General features: G+C 65.3%; 12 protein-coding genes. 3 read left to right on the plus strand and 9 right to left on the minus strand.

Annotation, left to right across the window (positions count from 1 at the left end):
* The first annotated feature begins 3 nt into the window (after positions 1-3).
* Positions 4-2,787, plus strand: a complete 2,784-nt coding sequence (treY, locus tag WDM24_RS31800) for a malto-oligosyltrehalose synthase (RefSeq protein WP_338828574.1) — start codon at positions 4-6, stop codon at positions 2,785-2,787.
* Between the two features lie 9 nt (positions 2,788-2,796).
* Here treY and WDM24_RS31805 read toward each other — a convergent pair whose 3' ends face one another.
* A complete protein-coding gene (locus tag WDM24_RS31805) occupies positions 2,797-3,105 on the minus strand; it encodes a polyhydroxyalkanoic acid system family protein (RefSeq protein WP_166304080.1) in 309 nt (102 codons plus the stop codon).
* A gap of 166 nt (positions 3,106-3,271) precedes the next feature.
* On the opposite strand from WDM24_RS31805, the gene WDM24_RS31810 reads away from it, so the two are divergent.
* The gene (locus tag WDM24_RS31810; RefSeq protein WP_021080901.1) at positions 3,272-3,436 is read left to right on the plus strand and encodes a DUF3309 family protein; all 165 of its coding nucleotides are present in this window, start codon (positions 3,272-3,274) and stop codon (positions 3,434-3,436) included.
* 174 nt (positions 3,437-3,610) lie between these two features.
* On the opposite strand, the gene ligD is transcribed toward WDM24_RS31810, so the two are convergent.
* Positions 3,611-6,268: a DNA ligase D gene (ligD, locus tag WDM24_RS31815; RefSeq protein WP_338828576.1), complete on the minus strand. Its 2,658-nt coding sequence runs from the start codon at positions 6,266-6,268 to the stop codon at positions 3,611-3,613.
* Between the two features lie 106 nt (positions 6,269-6,374).
* On the opposite strand from ligD, the gene WDM24_RS31820 reads away from it, so the two are divergent.
* Entirely contained in the window at positions 6,375-7,262 is an 888-nt protein-coding gene (locus WDM24_RS31820) for a Ku protein (protein WP_338828577.1), read from the plus strand.
* A 112-nt stretch (positions 7,263-7,374) separates the two neighbouring features.
* Here the strand turns inward: WDM24_RS31820 and WDM24_RS31825 are convergent, their stop codons facing one another.
* The 7 genes from WDM24_RS31825 to WDM24_RS31855 all read right to left on the minus strand — a co-directional run bounded on the left by WDM24_RS31825 (position 7,375) and on the right by WDM24_RS31855 (position 15,873).
* Entirely contained in the window at positions 7,375-7,608 is a 234-nt protein-coding gene (locus WDM24_RS31825; protein ID WP_338828578.1) for a DUF6496 domain-containing protein, read from the minus strand.
* Positions 7,609-7,770: 162 nt separating this feature from the next.
* Positions 7,771-8,460, minus strand: a complete 690-nt coding sequence (locus WDM24_RS31830) for a response regulator (RefSeq protein WP_029079080.1) — start codon at positions 8,458-8,460, stop codon at positions 7,771-7,773.
* Positions 8,457-11,168 (minus strand): sensor histidine kinase KdpD, encoded by a 2,712-nt coding sequence (locus WDM24_RS31835; RefSeq protein WP_338828579.1) that lies wholly within the window; start codon positions 11,166-11,168, stop codon positions 8,457-8,459. The genes WDM24_RS31830 and WDM24_RS31835 overlap by 4 nt, the downstream gene beginning before the upstream one ends.
* 39 nt (positions 11,169-11,207) lie before the next feature.
* Entirely contained in the window at positions 11,208-11,813 is a 606-nt protein-coding gene (locus tag WDM24_RS31840) for a K(+)-transporting ATPase subunit C (RefSeq protein ID WP_338828580.1), read from the minus strand.
* A 12-nt stretch (positions 11,814-11,825) separates the two neighbouring features.
* Positions 11,826-13,937: a potassium-transporting ATPase subunit KdpB gene (gene kdpB, locus WDM24_RS31845; protein WP_166304069.1), complete on the minus strand. Its 2,112-nt coding sequence runs from the start codon at positions 13,935-13,937 to the stop codon at positions 11,826-11,828.
* A 24-nt stretch (positions 13,938-13,961) separates the two neighbouring features.
* Entirely contained in the window at positions 13,962-15,665 is a 1,704-nt protein-coding gene (gene kdpA / locus WDM24_RS31850; protein WP_338828581.1) for a potassium-transporting ATPase subunit KdpA, read from the minus strand.
* Between the two features lie 118 nt (positions 15,666-15,783).
* Positions 15,784-15,873 carry a K(+)-transporting ATPase subunit F gene (locus tag WDM24_RS31855; RefSeq protein ID WP_016846764.1) on the minus strand — a complete coding sequence of 30 codons (90 nt, stop codon included), beginning with the start codon at positions 15,871-15,873 and terminating at the stop codon, positions 15,784-15,786.
* Between the last annotated feature and the right edge of the window lie 433 nt (positions 15,874-16,306).

The following is a 16,306-nucleotide window of genomic DNA, read 5'->3' on the forward strand; positions in this document are numbered from 1 at the left end:
ACAATGCCTTCGGCGATCCCGATCGCAACATACCGTCTGCAACTCACCGCCGATTTCGACTTCGATGCCGCCGCCGGCGTCGTGCCGTATCTGAAGGCGCTCGGCATTAGCCATCTCTATGCCTCGCCCTTTACGAAGGCGCGCAAGGGCTCGACCCACGGCTACGATGTCGTCGACCACACCAAATTCAACCCGGAACTCGGCGGCGAAGAAGGCTTTGCGCGGCTTAGCGACGCGCTGAAGCAGAACGACCTCGGCCTGATCCTGGATTTCGTGCCGAACCATGTCGGCGTGCATTTTGCCGACAATCCGTGGTGGCTCGACGTGCTGGAATGGGGACCACTGTCGCCGCATGCGCCCTCCTTCGACATCGACTGGGACCTGCTGCCCTATCGCGCCCGCGGCGGTGTGCTGCTGCCGATCCTCGGCTCGTCCTATGGCCAGGCGCTGGAGCGCGGCGAGATCGAACTGCGCTATGACGCGAACGAAGGCAGTTTTTCCGCCTGGTATTTCGAGCACCGCCTGCCGATCGCGCCAGAGCGCTATGGCGAGGTGCTGCGGACCATCGTGCGCGAGGCCGCCGCTGAAGACAGTCCGGCCGGACGCGCGATGCTCGAACTCGCCGCCCGGTATCGCGGACTGCGTCACCCCAACCGCGTCGAGGCCCCGGCACTGAAGGCGGCGATCAAGGCGATCGAGGGCGGCGCCGAGATCATCGCGCGCGGGCTCGATGCTTACAGCGCCGGCGAGGACCGCCCTGCCCAGACGCTGGCGTTGCATCACCTGCTGGAGCGGCAGCACTACAAGCTCGGCCACTGGCGGCTCGCCTCCAGCGACATCAACTATCGCCGCTTCTTCGACGTCAACACGCTGGCCGGCCTCCGCGTCGAGGACGCCGCCACCTTCGAGGCGAGCCACAGCCTGGTGAAGCGCCTGATCGCCGAGGACCGGCTGCAGGGCCTACGGCTCGACCATATCGACGGCCTGCGCGATCCCGCGCAGTATTTCCATCGCCTGCGCCGCCTGATCCGCTCCGCACAGGGCGTCAAGGCCAAGCCGTTCTACATGGTGATCGAGAAGATCCTCGGCGAGGACGAGAAGCTGACGAAATTCAGCGGCGTCCACGGCACCACCGGCTATGAATGGATGAACACGATCAGCCAGGTGCTGGTCGATGCCAAGGGCCTCGAGCCGCTCAGCGAGATCTGGCGCCAGATCAGCAACCAGTCGCCGAACCTGACGCCGGTGCTGCGCGCGGCCAAGCGCCGCGTGCTGGAGACCTTGCTGACGAGCGAATTCACCGTGCTGGCTCGGCTTTTGGCGCGCATCGCCAGCGGCCATTATTCCTCGCGCGACTTCTCGGCGGACAGCCTGCGGCAAGCGCTCGAGCTCTATGTGCTGCACTTTCCGGTCTATCGCACCTATCTCACCGCCTCCGGCCCGGCCGCGCATGACCGCGCGCTGATCGACGAGACCATCGCGCGCGCCCGCGCCGACTGGTTCGCCGCCGACGAAGGCATTTTCGATTTCCTGCGCGATGCGCTGACCATGGACCTCCTGAAGCCCGGCCGTCCCCCGCACAGCGCGCCGCGGGTCCGCCGCTTCGCGCTGAAGGTGCAGCAATTCACCGGGCCGATGATGGCAAAGTCGCTGGAGGACACCACCTTCTATCGCTACCACCGCTTGCTTGCGCTGAACGAGGTCGGCGGCGATCCCGCGGCAAGCGCGATCGCGCCCCAGCGCTTCCACGCCATGATGACGGCCCGTATCAGCGAATGGCCGCACGGCATGACCTCGACCGCGACCCACGACACCAAGCGCGGCGAGGACGCCCGTGCCCGGATCATGGCGCTTGCAGAAATCCCCGGCGAATGGACCAGCGCGGTGGCGCGCTGGAAGGTCCTGAACGCGCCGCATCTGGTGCTCGACGGCGAGACGCGTGCGCCATCGGCGACTTTCGAATACATGCTGTATCAGACCCTGCTCGGCGCCTGGGATCCGGACGATGACTCCCTCATTGCGCGCATCCAGGCCTATGCGCTGAAAGCCGCACGCGAGGGCAAACAGGAGACCAGCTGGCTCAATCCGCACGAACCCTATGAGGCCGGTGTCAAGACGTTCATCGAGCGAATCCTCGATCGCAACACCTCGCCCGAATTTCTCGAAGCGCTGGAGACACTGGCGCAACGGACCTCGCTGATCGGGGCGCTGAACTCGCTCAGCCAGATCACGCTGAAGGCGACCATGCCGGGCGTGCCGGATTTCTACCAGGGCACCGAAGGCTGGGATCTTTCGCTTGTCGACCCCGACAACCGCCGTCCGGTTGATTTTGCCGAACGCGCAGGAATGCTGGCGGCGCTGGAGATGCCGGATTGGGGCGCACTGGCGCAGAGCTGGCGCGACGGCCGCCTGAAATTCGCGTGGACGCGGCATCTCTTGCGGCTGCGCAACGAGCTGCCCGACGTCTTCACCAGCGGCAACTACCAGCCGCTCGCCGTCAACGGCCCGCACCGCGACCACGTCATGGCCTTCGCGCGGCGCCATGGCCGCGCGGCGGTCATCGTCGTGGTGGCGAAATCATTTGCGCCGTTTACCCAGGGCGGACGGAGCTGGCCGCGTCCCGAGGCCTTCGAAGGCGAGATCGACGTGGCTGGATACGCGCTCCCGGGTGGCGAAAACAGGATTCAGCTTTCAGCGCTGTTCGCCAATCTGCCGGTCGCGGTACTGAAGGCGAAGGTCGCGGCAGGCGCGAAGCAAGCCTCGAGGCGTGCGCGCTCGCACGGCTAGCCCCGCGGATCACCGCTTGGTCAGCAGCAACTGTCCGCGCTTCCGAATCGCAATCTGCGCGACTTCGGCGAAGCGCTGCAGCAGCCAGGGCAGCGTCACCTCGAGGCGCACATGGCTATCCTCGACATCGAGATGCCCGGCCGCGACCTGCCCCAGCGCGCGGACGCGAAAGCTCATGCGGTTGTCGTCCCAGCGCTCTTCGTCGACACTCAACACCGGCACGCTCGCCACCGCGCGCGACAAGCCCGGCTTCAGGCGGCGCATGGCCTCGTCGCGGCCAAGGCTGTGGGGAATCGAAACGATCAGCGGCGCCGACATCGCGGTGCACTCCTCCATGGATTCCTTTCATGTAGTTCTGTTCCGCACAAATGGAAGATATGTGGACTTTATCGCCCCGCGAGCGCTGGAACCTTCACAGTTCCGGTTTGTTTCCTCACGCGAAGGGCAGAGACGAATGGGCCCACGGAGCTGAGGAGAGCTTGAGATGTCAATTGGAACGATCATCCTTATTATTCTGGTCATTGCGCTGCTTGGCGGCTTCAGCGGCATCGGCGGCGGACCATTCTACGGCACCGGCTATTATGGCGGCGGCGGTCTCGGCCTCGTGATCGTGATTTTGCTGATCCTGCTACTGCTCGGACGTCTGTAGCGCGCAGCTGCGCTGTACGCGATCCGCATCAACGACTGTCATCACCCGCGAAAGCGGGTGATCCAGTATTCCAGAGACGCTGGCGATTGAACCGATGAGTCGCGGCGTACTGGATACCCCGCTTTCGCGGGGTATGACGACCTAAGCCAGCGGCACAGACTTGCCCAACATTTGCTACTTAGCCGCAAGCTTCTTCATCGCCGCCGTGATCGACGATGCCGCATCCTCGTAGCCGTCCCACGCCTTGGTCTTCGCCAGCAGCGCCGGCACTGTCCGCACCGTATACTTCTTTGGATCGAGATCGCCGCGCAGCTGCGGCCAGGTCAGCGGCATCGACACCGTCGCGCCCGGACGCGCCCGCGGCGACAGCACCGCGACCGCCGTCGAGAGCCGGTCGTTGCGCAGATAGTCGAGGAAGATCTTTCCGGTGCGCTTGGCCTTGGACATGTTGATCAGATAGCGCTCGGGATCGTCCTGCGCCATCCACTGGCAGATGCCTTGCGCGAATGCCTTGGCTTCCTTCCACGTCACCTTGTCCCTGGCGCCTGCGAGCAGCGGCGTCACGACATGAAGACCCTTGCCGCCGGTGGTCTTGCAGAAGCTTTCGAGGCCCACGGCCGACAGCCGCTGGCGCATGTCCTTCGCCGCATCGATCACGTCGCTGAACGCGACATCAGGCGCGGGATCGAGATCGAACACCAGCCGGCCCGGCGTGTCATAGGCATCCGGCGCGCAATTCCAGGGATGCAGCTCAAGGCCGCCGAGCTGCGCAACCGCAGCCAGGCCCTCGACCTGGTCGATCTGCAGATAGGGTTTGCGGTCGCCGGACACCTTGGCGAGCTTCAGGAGCTTCGACGTGCCGGCCATCGCGTGACGCTGGAAGAAGGTCTCACCCTTGATGCCATCGGGGGCGCGCACGATCGAACATGGCCGGCCCTTGAGGTAGCCGATCATCCATGTGCCGACCGCCTCGAAATAGCTGGCGAGATCGAGCTTTGTCACCGGCGTGCCGTCGCCGGCATCGGGCCACAATGCCTTGTCCGGATGGGAAATGGCGACGCCCATCACCTCGCCGGAGGATTTCCCGGATGATCTTCCTTTGGCCATCGGCTTCACCACTTTGGTCACGATCGGCCGCTCGGCCTCGACCTCATGCGCCGGCTTGTCCTGGCGCAGGCCCTTGAATGCGGCCTGGCGGATGTTGCCGGCATCGGTCCAGCCGGCGAACTCGATCTCGGCGACCAGCTCCGGCTTCAGCCAGTGCACGTCGCGGGTTTTCTTCGGCGCGTCCTTGCCGCCGAACGGGCTCTTGTCGGATGCCGCCGCCTTCAGCGCCGGCATGATGCGGCGAACCGTGTCCTGGCCGAAGCCGGTGCCGACGATGCCGACAAAGGCCAGATGCTCGTCGCGATAGACGCCGGCCATCAGCGAGCGGAACTTGCCGTTGGTGGTCTTCCAGCCGCCGATCACCACCTCATGGCCGGCGCGGATTTTTGCCTTGGTCCAGTCATCGGACCGGCCGGAGCGGTAGGCGCCGCCGAGCCGCTTGGAGACGATGCCTTCCAGCCCGAGCTTGCGCGCGGAATCCAGCACGGCCTCGCCGCTCTCCTCGAAATGTTCGACATAGCGGATCAAGGGGTTCTTGCCCTTGCGTGCCGCAAGCAATTCCTTCAGCCGCGCCTTGCGCTCGGTGAGCGGCAGCGGGCGGAGATCCTCATTGCCCGCAAACAGCAGGTCGAAGGCGTAGAAGATCAAGTGATCCGTCTTGCCGTCGGACAATGCCGCCTGCAGCGTCGAGAAATGCGGCATGCCGCCCTCGTCGAGCGCGACGATCTCACCGTCGATCAGGACGTCAGGCAGCTTGGCGGCTTCCTTTGCGATCGCGCCGAACTTGTCGGTCCAGTCGAGCGCCTTGCGGGTCTTAAGCACGGCCTCGCCGTTCTCGACGCGAAGCTGCACGCGGTAACCGTCGAACTTGATCTCGTGGCACCAGCCCGCTCCGTTAGGCGGACTCTCGACCGCGGCACAGAGCTGCGGCGGAACGAAATCCGCCATCTCCGCCACCCGCTTCGGCTGCGCCTTTGACGGCGCCTTCAATTGTGCATTCAGTTGCACCTTTAGTTTTTCCTTGGGCGGCGGCGCCTTGGTTTTCGCGCGCGCGTCCGCGGCCATACCATGATTGGAGTGCCAGACCGCGTCCGCTTTGGCCTTGCCGTTGCCCTTGGCCAGCATGAACGGCTTCGGCGCCCGCCCCTTGCCGGCGGCGATTTGCGCCATCGAGCGGCCGGAGGCCACCGAGCGGTCCTCCTCGAGGATCGCCTCGCCGTTGCCGTCCACGGCATATTCGTCGCGGTGCTTGATCAGGAGCCAGTTGGTGCGCTTGCCGCCAAAGCGGTCGTTCTTCATCCGCACCAGCACCCAGCTGCCGTGCAGCTTGTCGCCATGAAGTGTGAACTTCAGGTCGCCCTTCCTGAAGCCGCGCTCGGGATCAACAGATTCCCAGGTGCCGCGGTCCCAGAGCTGCACCGTGCCGCCGCCGTACTGGTCTTCGGGAATCGTCCCTTCGAAATCGCCATAGTCGAGCGGATGATCCTCGACCTCGACCGCGAGCCGCTTGTCATGCGGATCGAGCGAGGGCCCGCGCGTCACCGCCCAGGACTTGAAGACGCCGTCGAACTCGAGCCGAAAATCATAATGCAGCCGCGTCGCGTCATGCTTCTGGATCACGAAGCGCCGCTGAGTCGCGGGCGCGACCTTGACATCGCCCGACGGCTCATTGGTCTTCTCGAAGTCGCGTTTCTTGCGATAAGTGGTGAGGTTTCTCAGCGACACGTACAGGCCTCGGCGCAAACGGCGGCCGCCGCGAGCCTGCGGCCATCAGGAACCAAAACCTACGGTATCCGTTCAAGTTCCAAACTCAAGCTGTTTGGAGGCGATCATGGCCGCTCCCCGCGCCTACTGGAAAGGCACGCTCAAACTGTCGCTGGTGTCGTGCTCGGTGGCGCTCTACCCGGCCTCGACGGCGGTCGAGAAGACCCGCTTCCATATGATCAACCGGGAGACCGGCAACCGGCTGAAGCAGCAGATGGTCGATGCCGAGACCGGCGACGTCGTCGAGGGCGACCAGAAGGGCCGCGGCTACGAGGTCCGCAAGGGCAAATATGTCGAGATCGAGAAGGACGAGCTCGAGGCGGTCCAGATCGAGAGCAACCACACCATCGATATCGATTCCTTTGTGCCCGAGGGCGAGATCGACAAGCGTTATCTCGACCACCCCTACTACATCAGGCCGGACGGCAAGGCCGGCGCCGACGCGTTCGCGGTGATCCGCGACGCCATGAAGGACCAGGACCGGGTCGCGTTGGCGCGCATCGTGCTGACCAACCGCGAGCATGTGATCGCGATCGAGCCGCTCGACAAGGGCATGCTCGGCACCACGCTACGCTACCCCTACGAGGTCCGTGATGCCGACGATTATTTCGACGACATCAAGAGCCCGAAGGTCACCAAGGACATGATCGAACTCGCCGGCCACATCCTCGACAGCAAGGCCGCGCATTTCGACCCATCGAAATTCAAGGACGAGTACGAGACCGCGCTGAAAGCGCTGGTACGCCGCAAGGCCGCCGGCAAGCCGATCAAGGCCGTCGAGCGTGAGGAGAAGCCCAGCAATGTGGTGAACCTGCTGGACGCGCTGAAGCAGAGCCTGAAAGACCGGAAAGGCGGCGCAAAGCGCGCGCACTCCAGTGCGCGCCGCCCGACCTCGCACCGCCATGCGGCGAAGAAGGCGCACCAGTCGAGCGCGCGGTCGCGGAAGGCGGGGTGAATTGAATTTCACGCGTCGTGCCCGGGCTTGACCCGGGCATCCATCTTCTTGGCCAGAAAGACGTGGATGGCTGGGTCAAGCCCGGCCATGACGAAGGTAGACGGACGGCGCCCTACCGCTTCTTCGCAGCCTTGCGCTTCTTCGCCGTCTTCTTGGCCGTCTTCCTGGCGGCCTTCTTCGGCACCTTCCGCCCCTTGGCGCGGGCCTCGGATAGTCCGATCGCGATCGCCTGCTTGCGGCTCGTCACCGTCTTCTTCGAGCGGCCGCTGCGCAGCGTCCCGGCCTTGCGTTTCTTCATCACACGCTCGACATCATCAGATGCCTTCCGCGAATATTTCCTTGCCATGGCTTCTCTCCCGCTAAGCGAAACCAAGCCTCGATAGGAGCGAAAGTTCCGCTCGGTGTCGTCGCCCGGCTTGACCGGGCGACCCAGTATTCCAGAGACGTCAGCGGTTGAACGGAGAAGCCGCGGCGTACTGGATGCCCCGCCTTCGCGGGGCATGACAGCTCAGTCCGCCGCGCGCAGGCGGTAGCCGATGCCGGTCTCGGTCAGCACGAATTGCGGGCGCTCGGGATCGGCCTCGATCTTCTGGCGGAGCTGGCGGACATAGACGCGCAGATATTGCGCGTCGGTCAGTTCGTCCCACAATTCCTTCAGCAGGAAGCGATGAGTCAGCACCTTACCGGCGTGCTGCACCAGCACGCGCAGCAGGTCGTATTCCTTCGGCGACAACTTGATCTCCTTGTCGCCGACCTTGACGATCCGGCGCACCAGATCGACCGAGAGATCGCCGGAGCGGAACACCGGACGCTCGCCCTGCACCTGCAGCTGGTGCCGCAGCGCCGCGCGCAGCCGCGCCAGCAATTCGTCCATGCCGAACGGCTTGGTCAGGTAATCGTCAGCACCGAGGTCGAGCGCCTGCACCTTGCCGGCCTCGTCGCCGCGGCTCGACAGCACCACGATCGGGACGCTCTCGTTGCGGCCGCGGATCATGCGCAGGAGATCGTGGCCCTGGATATCGGGCAGACCGAGATCGAGGATGATCAGCGCCGGCCCCTCGCCCAGCATCTCCAGCGCCAGCTTGCCGTTGGAGGCCTCGAGGATGTCGTAGCCCTGCGTGCTCAGCCCCATCCGCAGCAATTTGCGGATCGGTGGCTCGTCATCGATGACCAGGACCTTGATGGGGATAGCATTCATGCAGCAGTGTCCAGCGCGTTGGTGTCGGCCGTAACAGGCAGGCGGATGGTGATGACGGCGCCGGTCCGGTCGGCGCGGTTGGCCGCCGAGATCGTGCCGCGCATCGCCTCGACGAAGCCGCGCGAGATGGCAAGGCCGAGGCCAGTGCCGGGGCGGACATGGTCGCCCTTCTCGGCGCGATAGAACTTGTCGAACACGCTTTCGAGCTCGGCGGCCGGAATGCCGTTGCCTTCATCGAGGATCTGCAGCGTCACCGCGTCACGGTCGCGGCCGCCGCGGATCGAGATCGTGGTGTCCGACGGGGCATATTTGGCGGCGTTGTCGAGCAGGTTGAACAGCACCTGCTCGAACAGCACGGCGTCGAGCTCCAGCATCGGCAGGTCGGCTGCGAGCTCCAGCGACACCCTGTGGTGCACCAGGATCTTGCCCGCCCGGCGCAATGCACTGCCGACGATTTCGCCGACATCGTGCCGCGCCGTGTTCGGCACGATGGCGCCGGATTCCAGCTTGGTCATGTCGAGCAGATTGGCGATGAAGCGGTTCAGCCGTTCGGATTCGTCGATCACGGTCGCAAGCAGATCGTGCTTCTGGGCGTCACTCAGGCTGGCGCCGAGATCGCGCAGCGCCGAGGCCGACCCGAGCACCGAGGCCAGCGGCGTCTTCAGATCATGCGAGATCGAGGTCAAGAGCGCGCCGCGCAACCGGTCGGATTCGACCGTGCGCTTGACCCGGTCCATGTCCTCGACCAGCAGCACGCGCTCGATCGCCAGCGCGCCCTGGTCGACCAACGCATCGAGCAGCCGGCGCTGGTCCGGCGTCAGCAGCGGCCCGGTGCGGTCGTCGTCGATGCCGATCACGCCGATCGGGCCGCGGCCGGTGCGCATCGGCAGGAACAGCCGTTTTCCGCCCGGCAGCGTGTCGGAACCGCGGCCGGCCGGGCGATCGTTGCCCCAGGCCCAGTTGGCGGCGGCAAGATCAGCCTGGTCGAGCTGGTCTTCCGGCGGATAGCCGGTCTTGACCGCCAACAATCCGTCCTCCGGCAGCAGCAGCACCACCCGTACCTTCAGCATCAGGGCGATCTGATAGGCGGTCGCCCACAGCACGTCGTCCAGCGTCGCGGTGCCGGCGAGCTTGCGGCTGAAAGCGTAGAGCGATTCGGTCGTACGGACGCGGCCGATCGCGGTGTCGGCCTGGATGCGTACCCGCGCCGCGACGTTGGAGACGATCAGCGCGATCAGCATGAAGAAGAAGAACGCCGCGACATTGGTCGGGTCGGTGATGGTGAAAGTATAGACCGGCGGCAGGAAGAAGAAATTGTAGCACAGCGAGGCGGCGACGCTCGCGAGCAGCGACGGCCACAGGCCGTAACGCGCCGCGGCGCCGACCACGGCGGTGAGGAAGACGAGGTCGACATTCTCGATGCCGAAGAACGGCTGGATCAGCTTGGCGGCGCCGAGCCCGATTGCCGTCAGCAGCAGCGACATCAGATAGGGCCGCGGATTGAACGGCTCCTGCCGCTGCGCGGTCTGCACCGCCGCCTTGCCGACCGGCAACTCGTCGCCGGCGATCACATTGACGCTGATATTGCCGGCCCGGCGCACCAGATCGTGCACCACCGAGCCGTGCGTCAGCTCGAACCAGCGCGAGCGCGTCGACTTGCCGATGATGATCTGGGTGACGTTGTTGGCCTGGGCAAAATTGATGACGTCGTCGGCGATGCGGCGGCCGACGCCGGGAAGGGTCAGCGCCTCGCCGCCGAGCGATTCGGCAAGCCGCATGGTGTCGGAGAGCCGGTCGCGCTGCTCGTCGGTCAATTGCAGGCTGCGCCGCGTCTCGATGCTGACGGCAGTCCATTGCGCATGCAGCCGGTCGGCCAGACGTTTCGTGTAGCGGACGAGGCCGGCCGCGCGCGGGTCCTCGCTGAGGCAAACCAGGATCCGCTCGCCTGCCGCCCAGGGACCCTGGATGGCATTGGCCTGCATGTGGGTGAGCAGCTGTTCGTCGACCCGCTCGGCGGTGCGGCGCAGCGCCAGCTCGCGCAGCGCGGTCAGATTGCCGGGCGAGAAATAATGCTCCAGCGCCCGCTCGGCCTGCTTGGGCACATAGACCTTGCCCTCCTTCAGCCGCTGGATCAGATCGTCCGGCGTGAGGTCGATCAGCTCGATGGCATCGGCGCGATCGACCACCGAGTCCGGCACGGTCTCGCGCACCCGCACATGGGTGATCTGCGCGACGACGTCGTTGAGGCTCTCGATGTGCTGGATGTTGATCGCGGTGTAGACGTCGATGCCGTGCGACAGCAGCTCCTCGACGTCGAGATAGCGCTTGGGATGCCGGCTGCCCGGCGCATTGGTGTGGGCGAGCTCGTCGACCAGCGCGAGCTGCGGCCGCCGCGCGATCAAGGCGTCGAGGTCCATTTCCTCGAGCGTCTGGTCGCGATAGGCCAGCCGCTTGCGCGGCAGCACTTCGAGACCCCTGAGCAGCGCCTCGGTCTCCATCCGTCCGTGGGTTTCGACCACACCGACCACGACGTCGACGCCCGCCTTGAGGCGGGCGTGGGCGCTTTGCAGCATCTCGTAGGTCTTGCCGACGCCGGGGGCTGCGCCGATAAAGATCTTCAGCCGTCCCGAACGATCGGCCTCGCGGCGCGCCGCCTCCAGCAGCGCATCCGGCGAGGGTCGTTTTTCAGGGTCGCGCTGATTGGCCATACCGCAATATAGTCATCCTGCGAGTGGCGGCCTACTCCCCTATTTCGCGTTTGCCGCGTCGAGCGCCAGGTTGAGCGCAAGAACGTTAACGCGGGGCTCACCGATAAGACCGGCAAAGCGGCCCTGGGTGTTCTGCGTCACCAGCTGGCGCACCGCGTCCTCAGACATGCTGCGCGCCTTGGCGACCCGCGGCACCTGGAACAGCGCGGCGTCCGGCGAGATGTCGGGATCGAGGCCGCTGGCCGAGGTGGTGACGAGATCGACCGGCACGCTGGCGGTCGGATTCTCCGCCTTCAGCTTCTCGACATCGTCCTTGATGCGGTCGTTCAGCGCCTTGCTGGTCGGGCCGAGGTTGGAGCCGCCGGAATTGGCCGCGTTGTACGGCGCCGGCACCGTCTTCGAGGAATCGTTCGGATCGGGCGCCACCGTCGCCGACGGCCGGCCGTGGAAGTATTTGTCCTCCTTGAACTCCTGCCCGATCAGGGCGGAGCCGATCACCTTGCCGTCCTTCTCGATCAGGCTGCCTTGCGCCTGCCTCGGAAAGATGACGCCGGCGATCCCGGTAATGGCGAGCGGATAGGCAAGGCCCGTGATCGCGGTCAGCAGGACCAGCACGAGGATGGCGGGACGAATTTCTCTCAACATGATTGCGGCTCCTTAAGCCAGGCCCAGGGCGGCGACGATGAGGTCGATCGCCTTGATGCCGATGAACGGGATGATGATGCCGCCGAGGCCGTAGATCATCAGGTTGCGGCCGAGCAGCGCACCGGCACCGACGGCGCGATACTTGACGCCCTTCAGCGCCAGCGGGATCAGCGCGATGATGATCAGCGCGTTGAAGATGATCGCCGACAGGATCGCACTCTGCGGGCTTGCCAGCCGCATCACGTTCAGCACCTCGAGCTGCGGATAGAACGCGAGGAACATCGCCGGGATGATCGCAAAATACTTTGCGACGTCGTTGGCGATCGAGAACGTGGTGAGCGCGCCGCGGGTCATCAACAGCTGCTTTCCGATCTCGACCACCTCGATCAGCTTGGTCGGGTTGGAGTCGAGGTCGACCATGTTGCCGGCCTCGCGGGCGGCCTGCGTGCCGGTGTTCATGGCGACGCCGACATCGGCCTGCGCGAGCGCCGGCGCGTCGTTGGTGCCGTCGCCGCACATCGCGACCAGCTTGCCCTTGGACTGCTCGTCGCGGATCAGCTTGAGCTTGTCCTCGGGCGTCGCCTGCGCCAGGAAGTCGTCGACGCCGGCCTCGGCCGCGATCGCGGCCGCGGTCATCGGATTGTCGCCGGTAATCATCACGGTGCGGATGCCCATGCGGCGCAATTCGGCAAAGCGCTCACGGATACCACCCTTGACGATGTCCTTCAGATGCACGACGCCGAGCAGCTTGCCGTCCTTGGCGACGGCCAACGGCGTGCCGCCGGCCTTGGCGATCTCGTCCGCGATCGACTGGATCTCGCGCGCCTCCGCGCTCATCGTCGCCGCAACCGCGCGGACTGTGTTGCCCGATGCGACCGTGCGGGGCGAGCCGCCGTCGACATAGCTGAGGATCGCGTCCACCGCGCCCTTGCGGACCGACGAGGAGCCGGCATCGATGCCGCTCATGCGGGTCTGCGCGGTGAACGGCACGAAGGTCGCGGCAAGCTCATGCATGTCGCGGCCGCGGATGCCGTACTTCTCCTTGGCGAGCACCACGATCGAGCGGCCCTCCGGCGTTTCGTCGGCCAGCGAGGCGAGCTGCGCCGCGTCCGCAAGGTCCTGCTCGGAGACGCCGCGGATCGGGCGGAACGCCGTCGCCTGACGGTTGCCGAGCGTGATGGTGCCGGTCTTGTCCAGGAGCAGCGTGTCGACGTCGCCGGCGGCTTCCACCGCACGGCCGGACATCGCCAGCACGTTGAAGCGCACCAGGCGGTCCATGCCGGCGATGCCGATCGCCGACAATAGCGCGCCGATCGTGGTCGGGATCAGCGTGACGAACAGCGCCACCAGCACCACGACCGAGATCGAGCCGCCGGCATAGGCCGCATAGCTCGGGATCGTCACCGTCGCGAACACGAAGATGATGGTGAGGCCGGCGAGCAGGATGTTGAGCGCGATCTCGTTCGGCGTCTTCTGCCGCTCGGCGCCCTCCACCAGCTTGATCATGCGGTCGATGAAGGTCGAGCCCTGCGCCGCGGTGATGCGGACGCGGATCCAGTCCGACAGCACCTGGGTGCCGCCGGTGACCGCCGAACGGTCGCCGCCGGATTCGCGGATCACCGGCGCGGATTCGCCCGTGATCGCCGCCTCATTGACCGAGGCGACGCCTTCGATCACCTCGCCGTCCGACGGGATGTTGTCGCCGGCCTCGACCAGCACGACGTCGCCGACCTTCAGCGAGGTGCCCGGCACCATGCGATAGGTCCGGTCGGTGCCGGTGAGCAGCTTGGCCTGGCTCTCGGTGCGGGTCTTCTTCAGCGATTCCGCCTGCGCCTTGCCGCGGCCTTCGGCGACGGCTTCGGCGAAGTTGGCGAACAGCACCGTGAACCAGAGCCAGAGGATGATCTGGAAGGTGAAGCCGAGATTGGCGCCGCCGGTGACGAGGTCGCGCACGAAGATCACGGTGGTCAGCGCGGCCACGACCTCGACGACGAACATCACGGGATTCTTCGCCATCAGGCGAGGATCGAGCTTGACGAAGGCCGACCAGATCGCCGGCACCAGGATCTTCGGGTCGAGCATGGTCGACGCCGTCACCTGCTTCTGCAGTTTCATGGTTTCCATGGATGTCACTCCGGACGTATCGGATCAAAACAGGGTGTTGGCGTTCATGGCGAGGTGCTCGACGATCGGCCCGAGCGCCAGCGCCGGGAAGAACGTCAGGCCGCCGATGATCAAGATGACGCCGATGACGAGGCCGACGAACAGGCCGCCGGTGGTCGGGAACGTGCCCGCCGAGGCCGGGATCGACTTCTTCTCGACCAGCGATCCCGCGATCGCCATCGCCGGCACAATCATGAAGAAGCGGCCGACGAACATCGCAGACGCGAGCGTCAGGTTGTAGAACAAGGTGTTGCCGGTGAGGCCTCCGAAGGCCGAGCCGTTATTGCCGGTCGCCGAGGTGAAGGCATAGAGCACCTCGGTGAAGCCGTGCGGGCCGGCATTGGCCACCGAGGCCACCGCCGACGGCAGCACCACGCCGACCGCGGTCCAGCCGAGATACATCAGCGGCAGCACCAGGATCGCGAGCATCGCCATCTTGACCTCGCGCGCCTCGATCTTCTTGCCGACATATTCCGGGGTGCGGCCGACCATCAGGCCGGCGACGAAGATCGCCAGCACGACGAACAGCAGCATGCCGTAGAAGCCGGCGCCGACGCCGCCGATGATGACTTCGCCGAGTTGCATGTTGATCAGCGGGATCATGCCGCCGAGCGCGGTGAAGCTGTCATGCATGGCGTTGACCGCGCCGCAGGAGGCGGCGGTGGTGACGACGGCGAACAGCGAGGACGCGACGATGCCGAAGCGGACCTCCTTGCCCTCCATGTTGCCGCCCGTCAGGCCGAGCGCCTGCAGCGCCGAGGTGCCGTTGGCTTCCGCCCAATAGGTGACGACAACGCCGGCGACGAACAGGATGCCCATCACGGCGAAGATCGCCCAGCCCTGGCGCTCGTTGCCGACCATGCGGCCGAACACGTTGGTCATCGCCGCGCCAAGCGCGAAGATCGAGATCATCTGCACGAGGTTCGACAATGCGGTCGGGTTCTCGAACGGATGCGCGGCGTTGGCATTGAAGAAGCCGCCGCCGTTGGTGCCGAGCATCTTGATCGCAACCTGCGAGGCCACCGGGCCGAGCGCGATGGTCTGCTTGCCGCCTTCCAGCGTGGTGGCGTCGACATAGGCGCCGAGCGTCTGCGGCATGCCCTGCCAGACCAGGAACAGCGCATAGACGATGCAGATCGGCAGCAGCACATAGAGCGTGCAGCGCGTGACGTCGACCCAGAAATTGCCGACCGTGCGCATCGACGAGCGGGTAAAGCCGCGGATCAGCGCCATCGCGAGCGCGATGCCGGTCGCCGCCGACAGGAAGTTCTGGTGGGTCAGGCCGAGCATCTGGACCAGATAGGACAGCGTGCTCTCGCCGCCGTAGTTCTGCCAGTTGGTGTTGGTGATGAAGGAGATCGCGGTGTTGAAGGAGAGATCCTCGGCCACGGCCGACTGTCCGGCCGGGTTGAACGGCAGCACCGCCTGCAGCCGCATCAGGCCGTAGATCAGAGCGAAGCCGCCGACATGGAACAGCAGCATGGCGACCGTATAGGTGAGCCAGTGCTGCTCGCGCCGCTCGTCGACGCCGCCGACCCAGTAGATCGCGCGCTCGACCGGGCGCAGCACAGGCGAGAGGAAGGTGTGCTCGCCGTTGAACACGCGGGTCATGTACCAGCCGAGCGGTTTGACCAGCGCGATCACGATCGCGCAAAACAGAATAATTTGAATCCAGCCGATGACGGTCATTGCGTCAAGCCTTTCGAATGGGTGCGAAGCGCAGCAGCGACGCGAACAGGCCGAGCAACAGCCCGGTCAGCACCGCGTCGGCTAGCAGAATTGTGCAAAGCGCGAGCATCGCGATCGCCTAGAAGCGTTCGGGCCGCAGCAAAGCGTAGGTGAGGTAGAACAACAGGCCGAGCGAGACGAGGCCGGCGAGCGAGTAATCGAAGATCATCGCCGCCTCCCTTACAGTCGTTCGCAGGCGTAGGCGTAGCCGATGCCGGCCGCGAAGAAGCCGATCCCGAGCGCCGCCATGAGAATGTCCATCATGTGAGACTCCTATGCGTCACAGGGCGCGGGCGACCGCATAAGCGCTCCGCGCCGGATGGTGGTGAGGTGCCATCCGGGGCATAGGTTTTCGAGATGTGGCGCATAAGGACGTTATAGGAATCCTATAAGTGCCGCGGGCTCTCCGGCGTCGTCCTGGTAATGGGTCCTGGCTTGCGCCCCAAATCTCAATCGTTGCGCGACGCTGGGGCCACGATCCCGTTCATCACCGAATGCGGTGATTATGGGTCCTGGCTTTCGCCAGGACGACAGGACCCGTTCCATCTTTATGGAATCCCTATATCTCCGCCCCTCGCTTCATCTCGTTTTCAAATGGCTAT

Source organism: Bradyrhizobium sp. 27S5 (assembly GCF_037217225.1).
Classification (GTDB): Bacteria; Pseudomonadota; Alphaproteobacteria; order Rhizobiales; family Xanthobacteraceae; genus Bradyrhizobium; species Bradyrhizobium septentrionale.

Bases quoted from the DNA above. Each gene is read 5' to 3' on its own strand.
- WDM24_RS31830 (WP_029079080.1), bottom strand. From the start codon at position 8,460: ATGAATGCTATCCCCATCAAGGTCCTGGTCATCGATGACGAGCCACCG.
- WDM24_RS31805 (WP_166304080.1), bottom strand. From the start codon at position 3,105: ATGTCGGCGCCGCTGATCGTTTCGATTCCCCACAGCCTTGGCCGCGAC.
- kdpA (WP_338828581.1), bottom strand. From the start codon at position 15,665: ATGACCGTCATCGGCTGGATTCAAATTATTCTGTTTTGCGCGATCGTG.
- WDM24_RS31840 (WP_338828580.1), bottom strand. From the start codon at position 11,813: ATGTTGAGAGAAATTCGTCCCGCCATCCTCGTGCTGGTCCTGCTGACC.
- WDM24_RS31810 (WP_021080901.1), top strand. From the start codon at position 3,272: ATGTCAATTGGAACGATCATCCTTATTATTCTGGTCATTGCGCTGCTT.
- WDM24_RS31855 (WP_016846764.1), bottom strand. From the start codon at position 15,873: ATGATCTTCGATTACTCGCTCGCCGGCCTCGTCTCGCTCGGCCTGTTG.
- WDM24_RS31825 (WP_338828578.1), bottom strand. From the start codon at position 7,608: ATGGCAAGGAAATATTCGCGGAAGGCATCTGATGATGTCGAGCGTGTG.
- kdpB (WP_166304069.1), bottom strand. From the start codon at position 13,937: ATGGAAACCATGAAACTGCAGAAGCAGGTGACGGCGTCGACCATGCTC.
- WDM24_RS31835 (WP_338828579.1), bottom strand. From the start codon at position 11,168: ATGGCCAATCAGCGCGACCCTGAAAAACGACCCTCGCCGGATGCGCTG.
- treY (WP_338828574.1), top strand. From the start codon at position 4: ATGCCTTCGGCGATCCCGATCGCAACATACCGTCTGCAACTCACCGCC.
- WDM24_RS31820 (WP_338828577.1), top strand. From the start codon at position 6,375: ATGGCCGCTCCCCGCGCCTACTGGAAAGGCACGCTCAAACTGTCGCTG.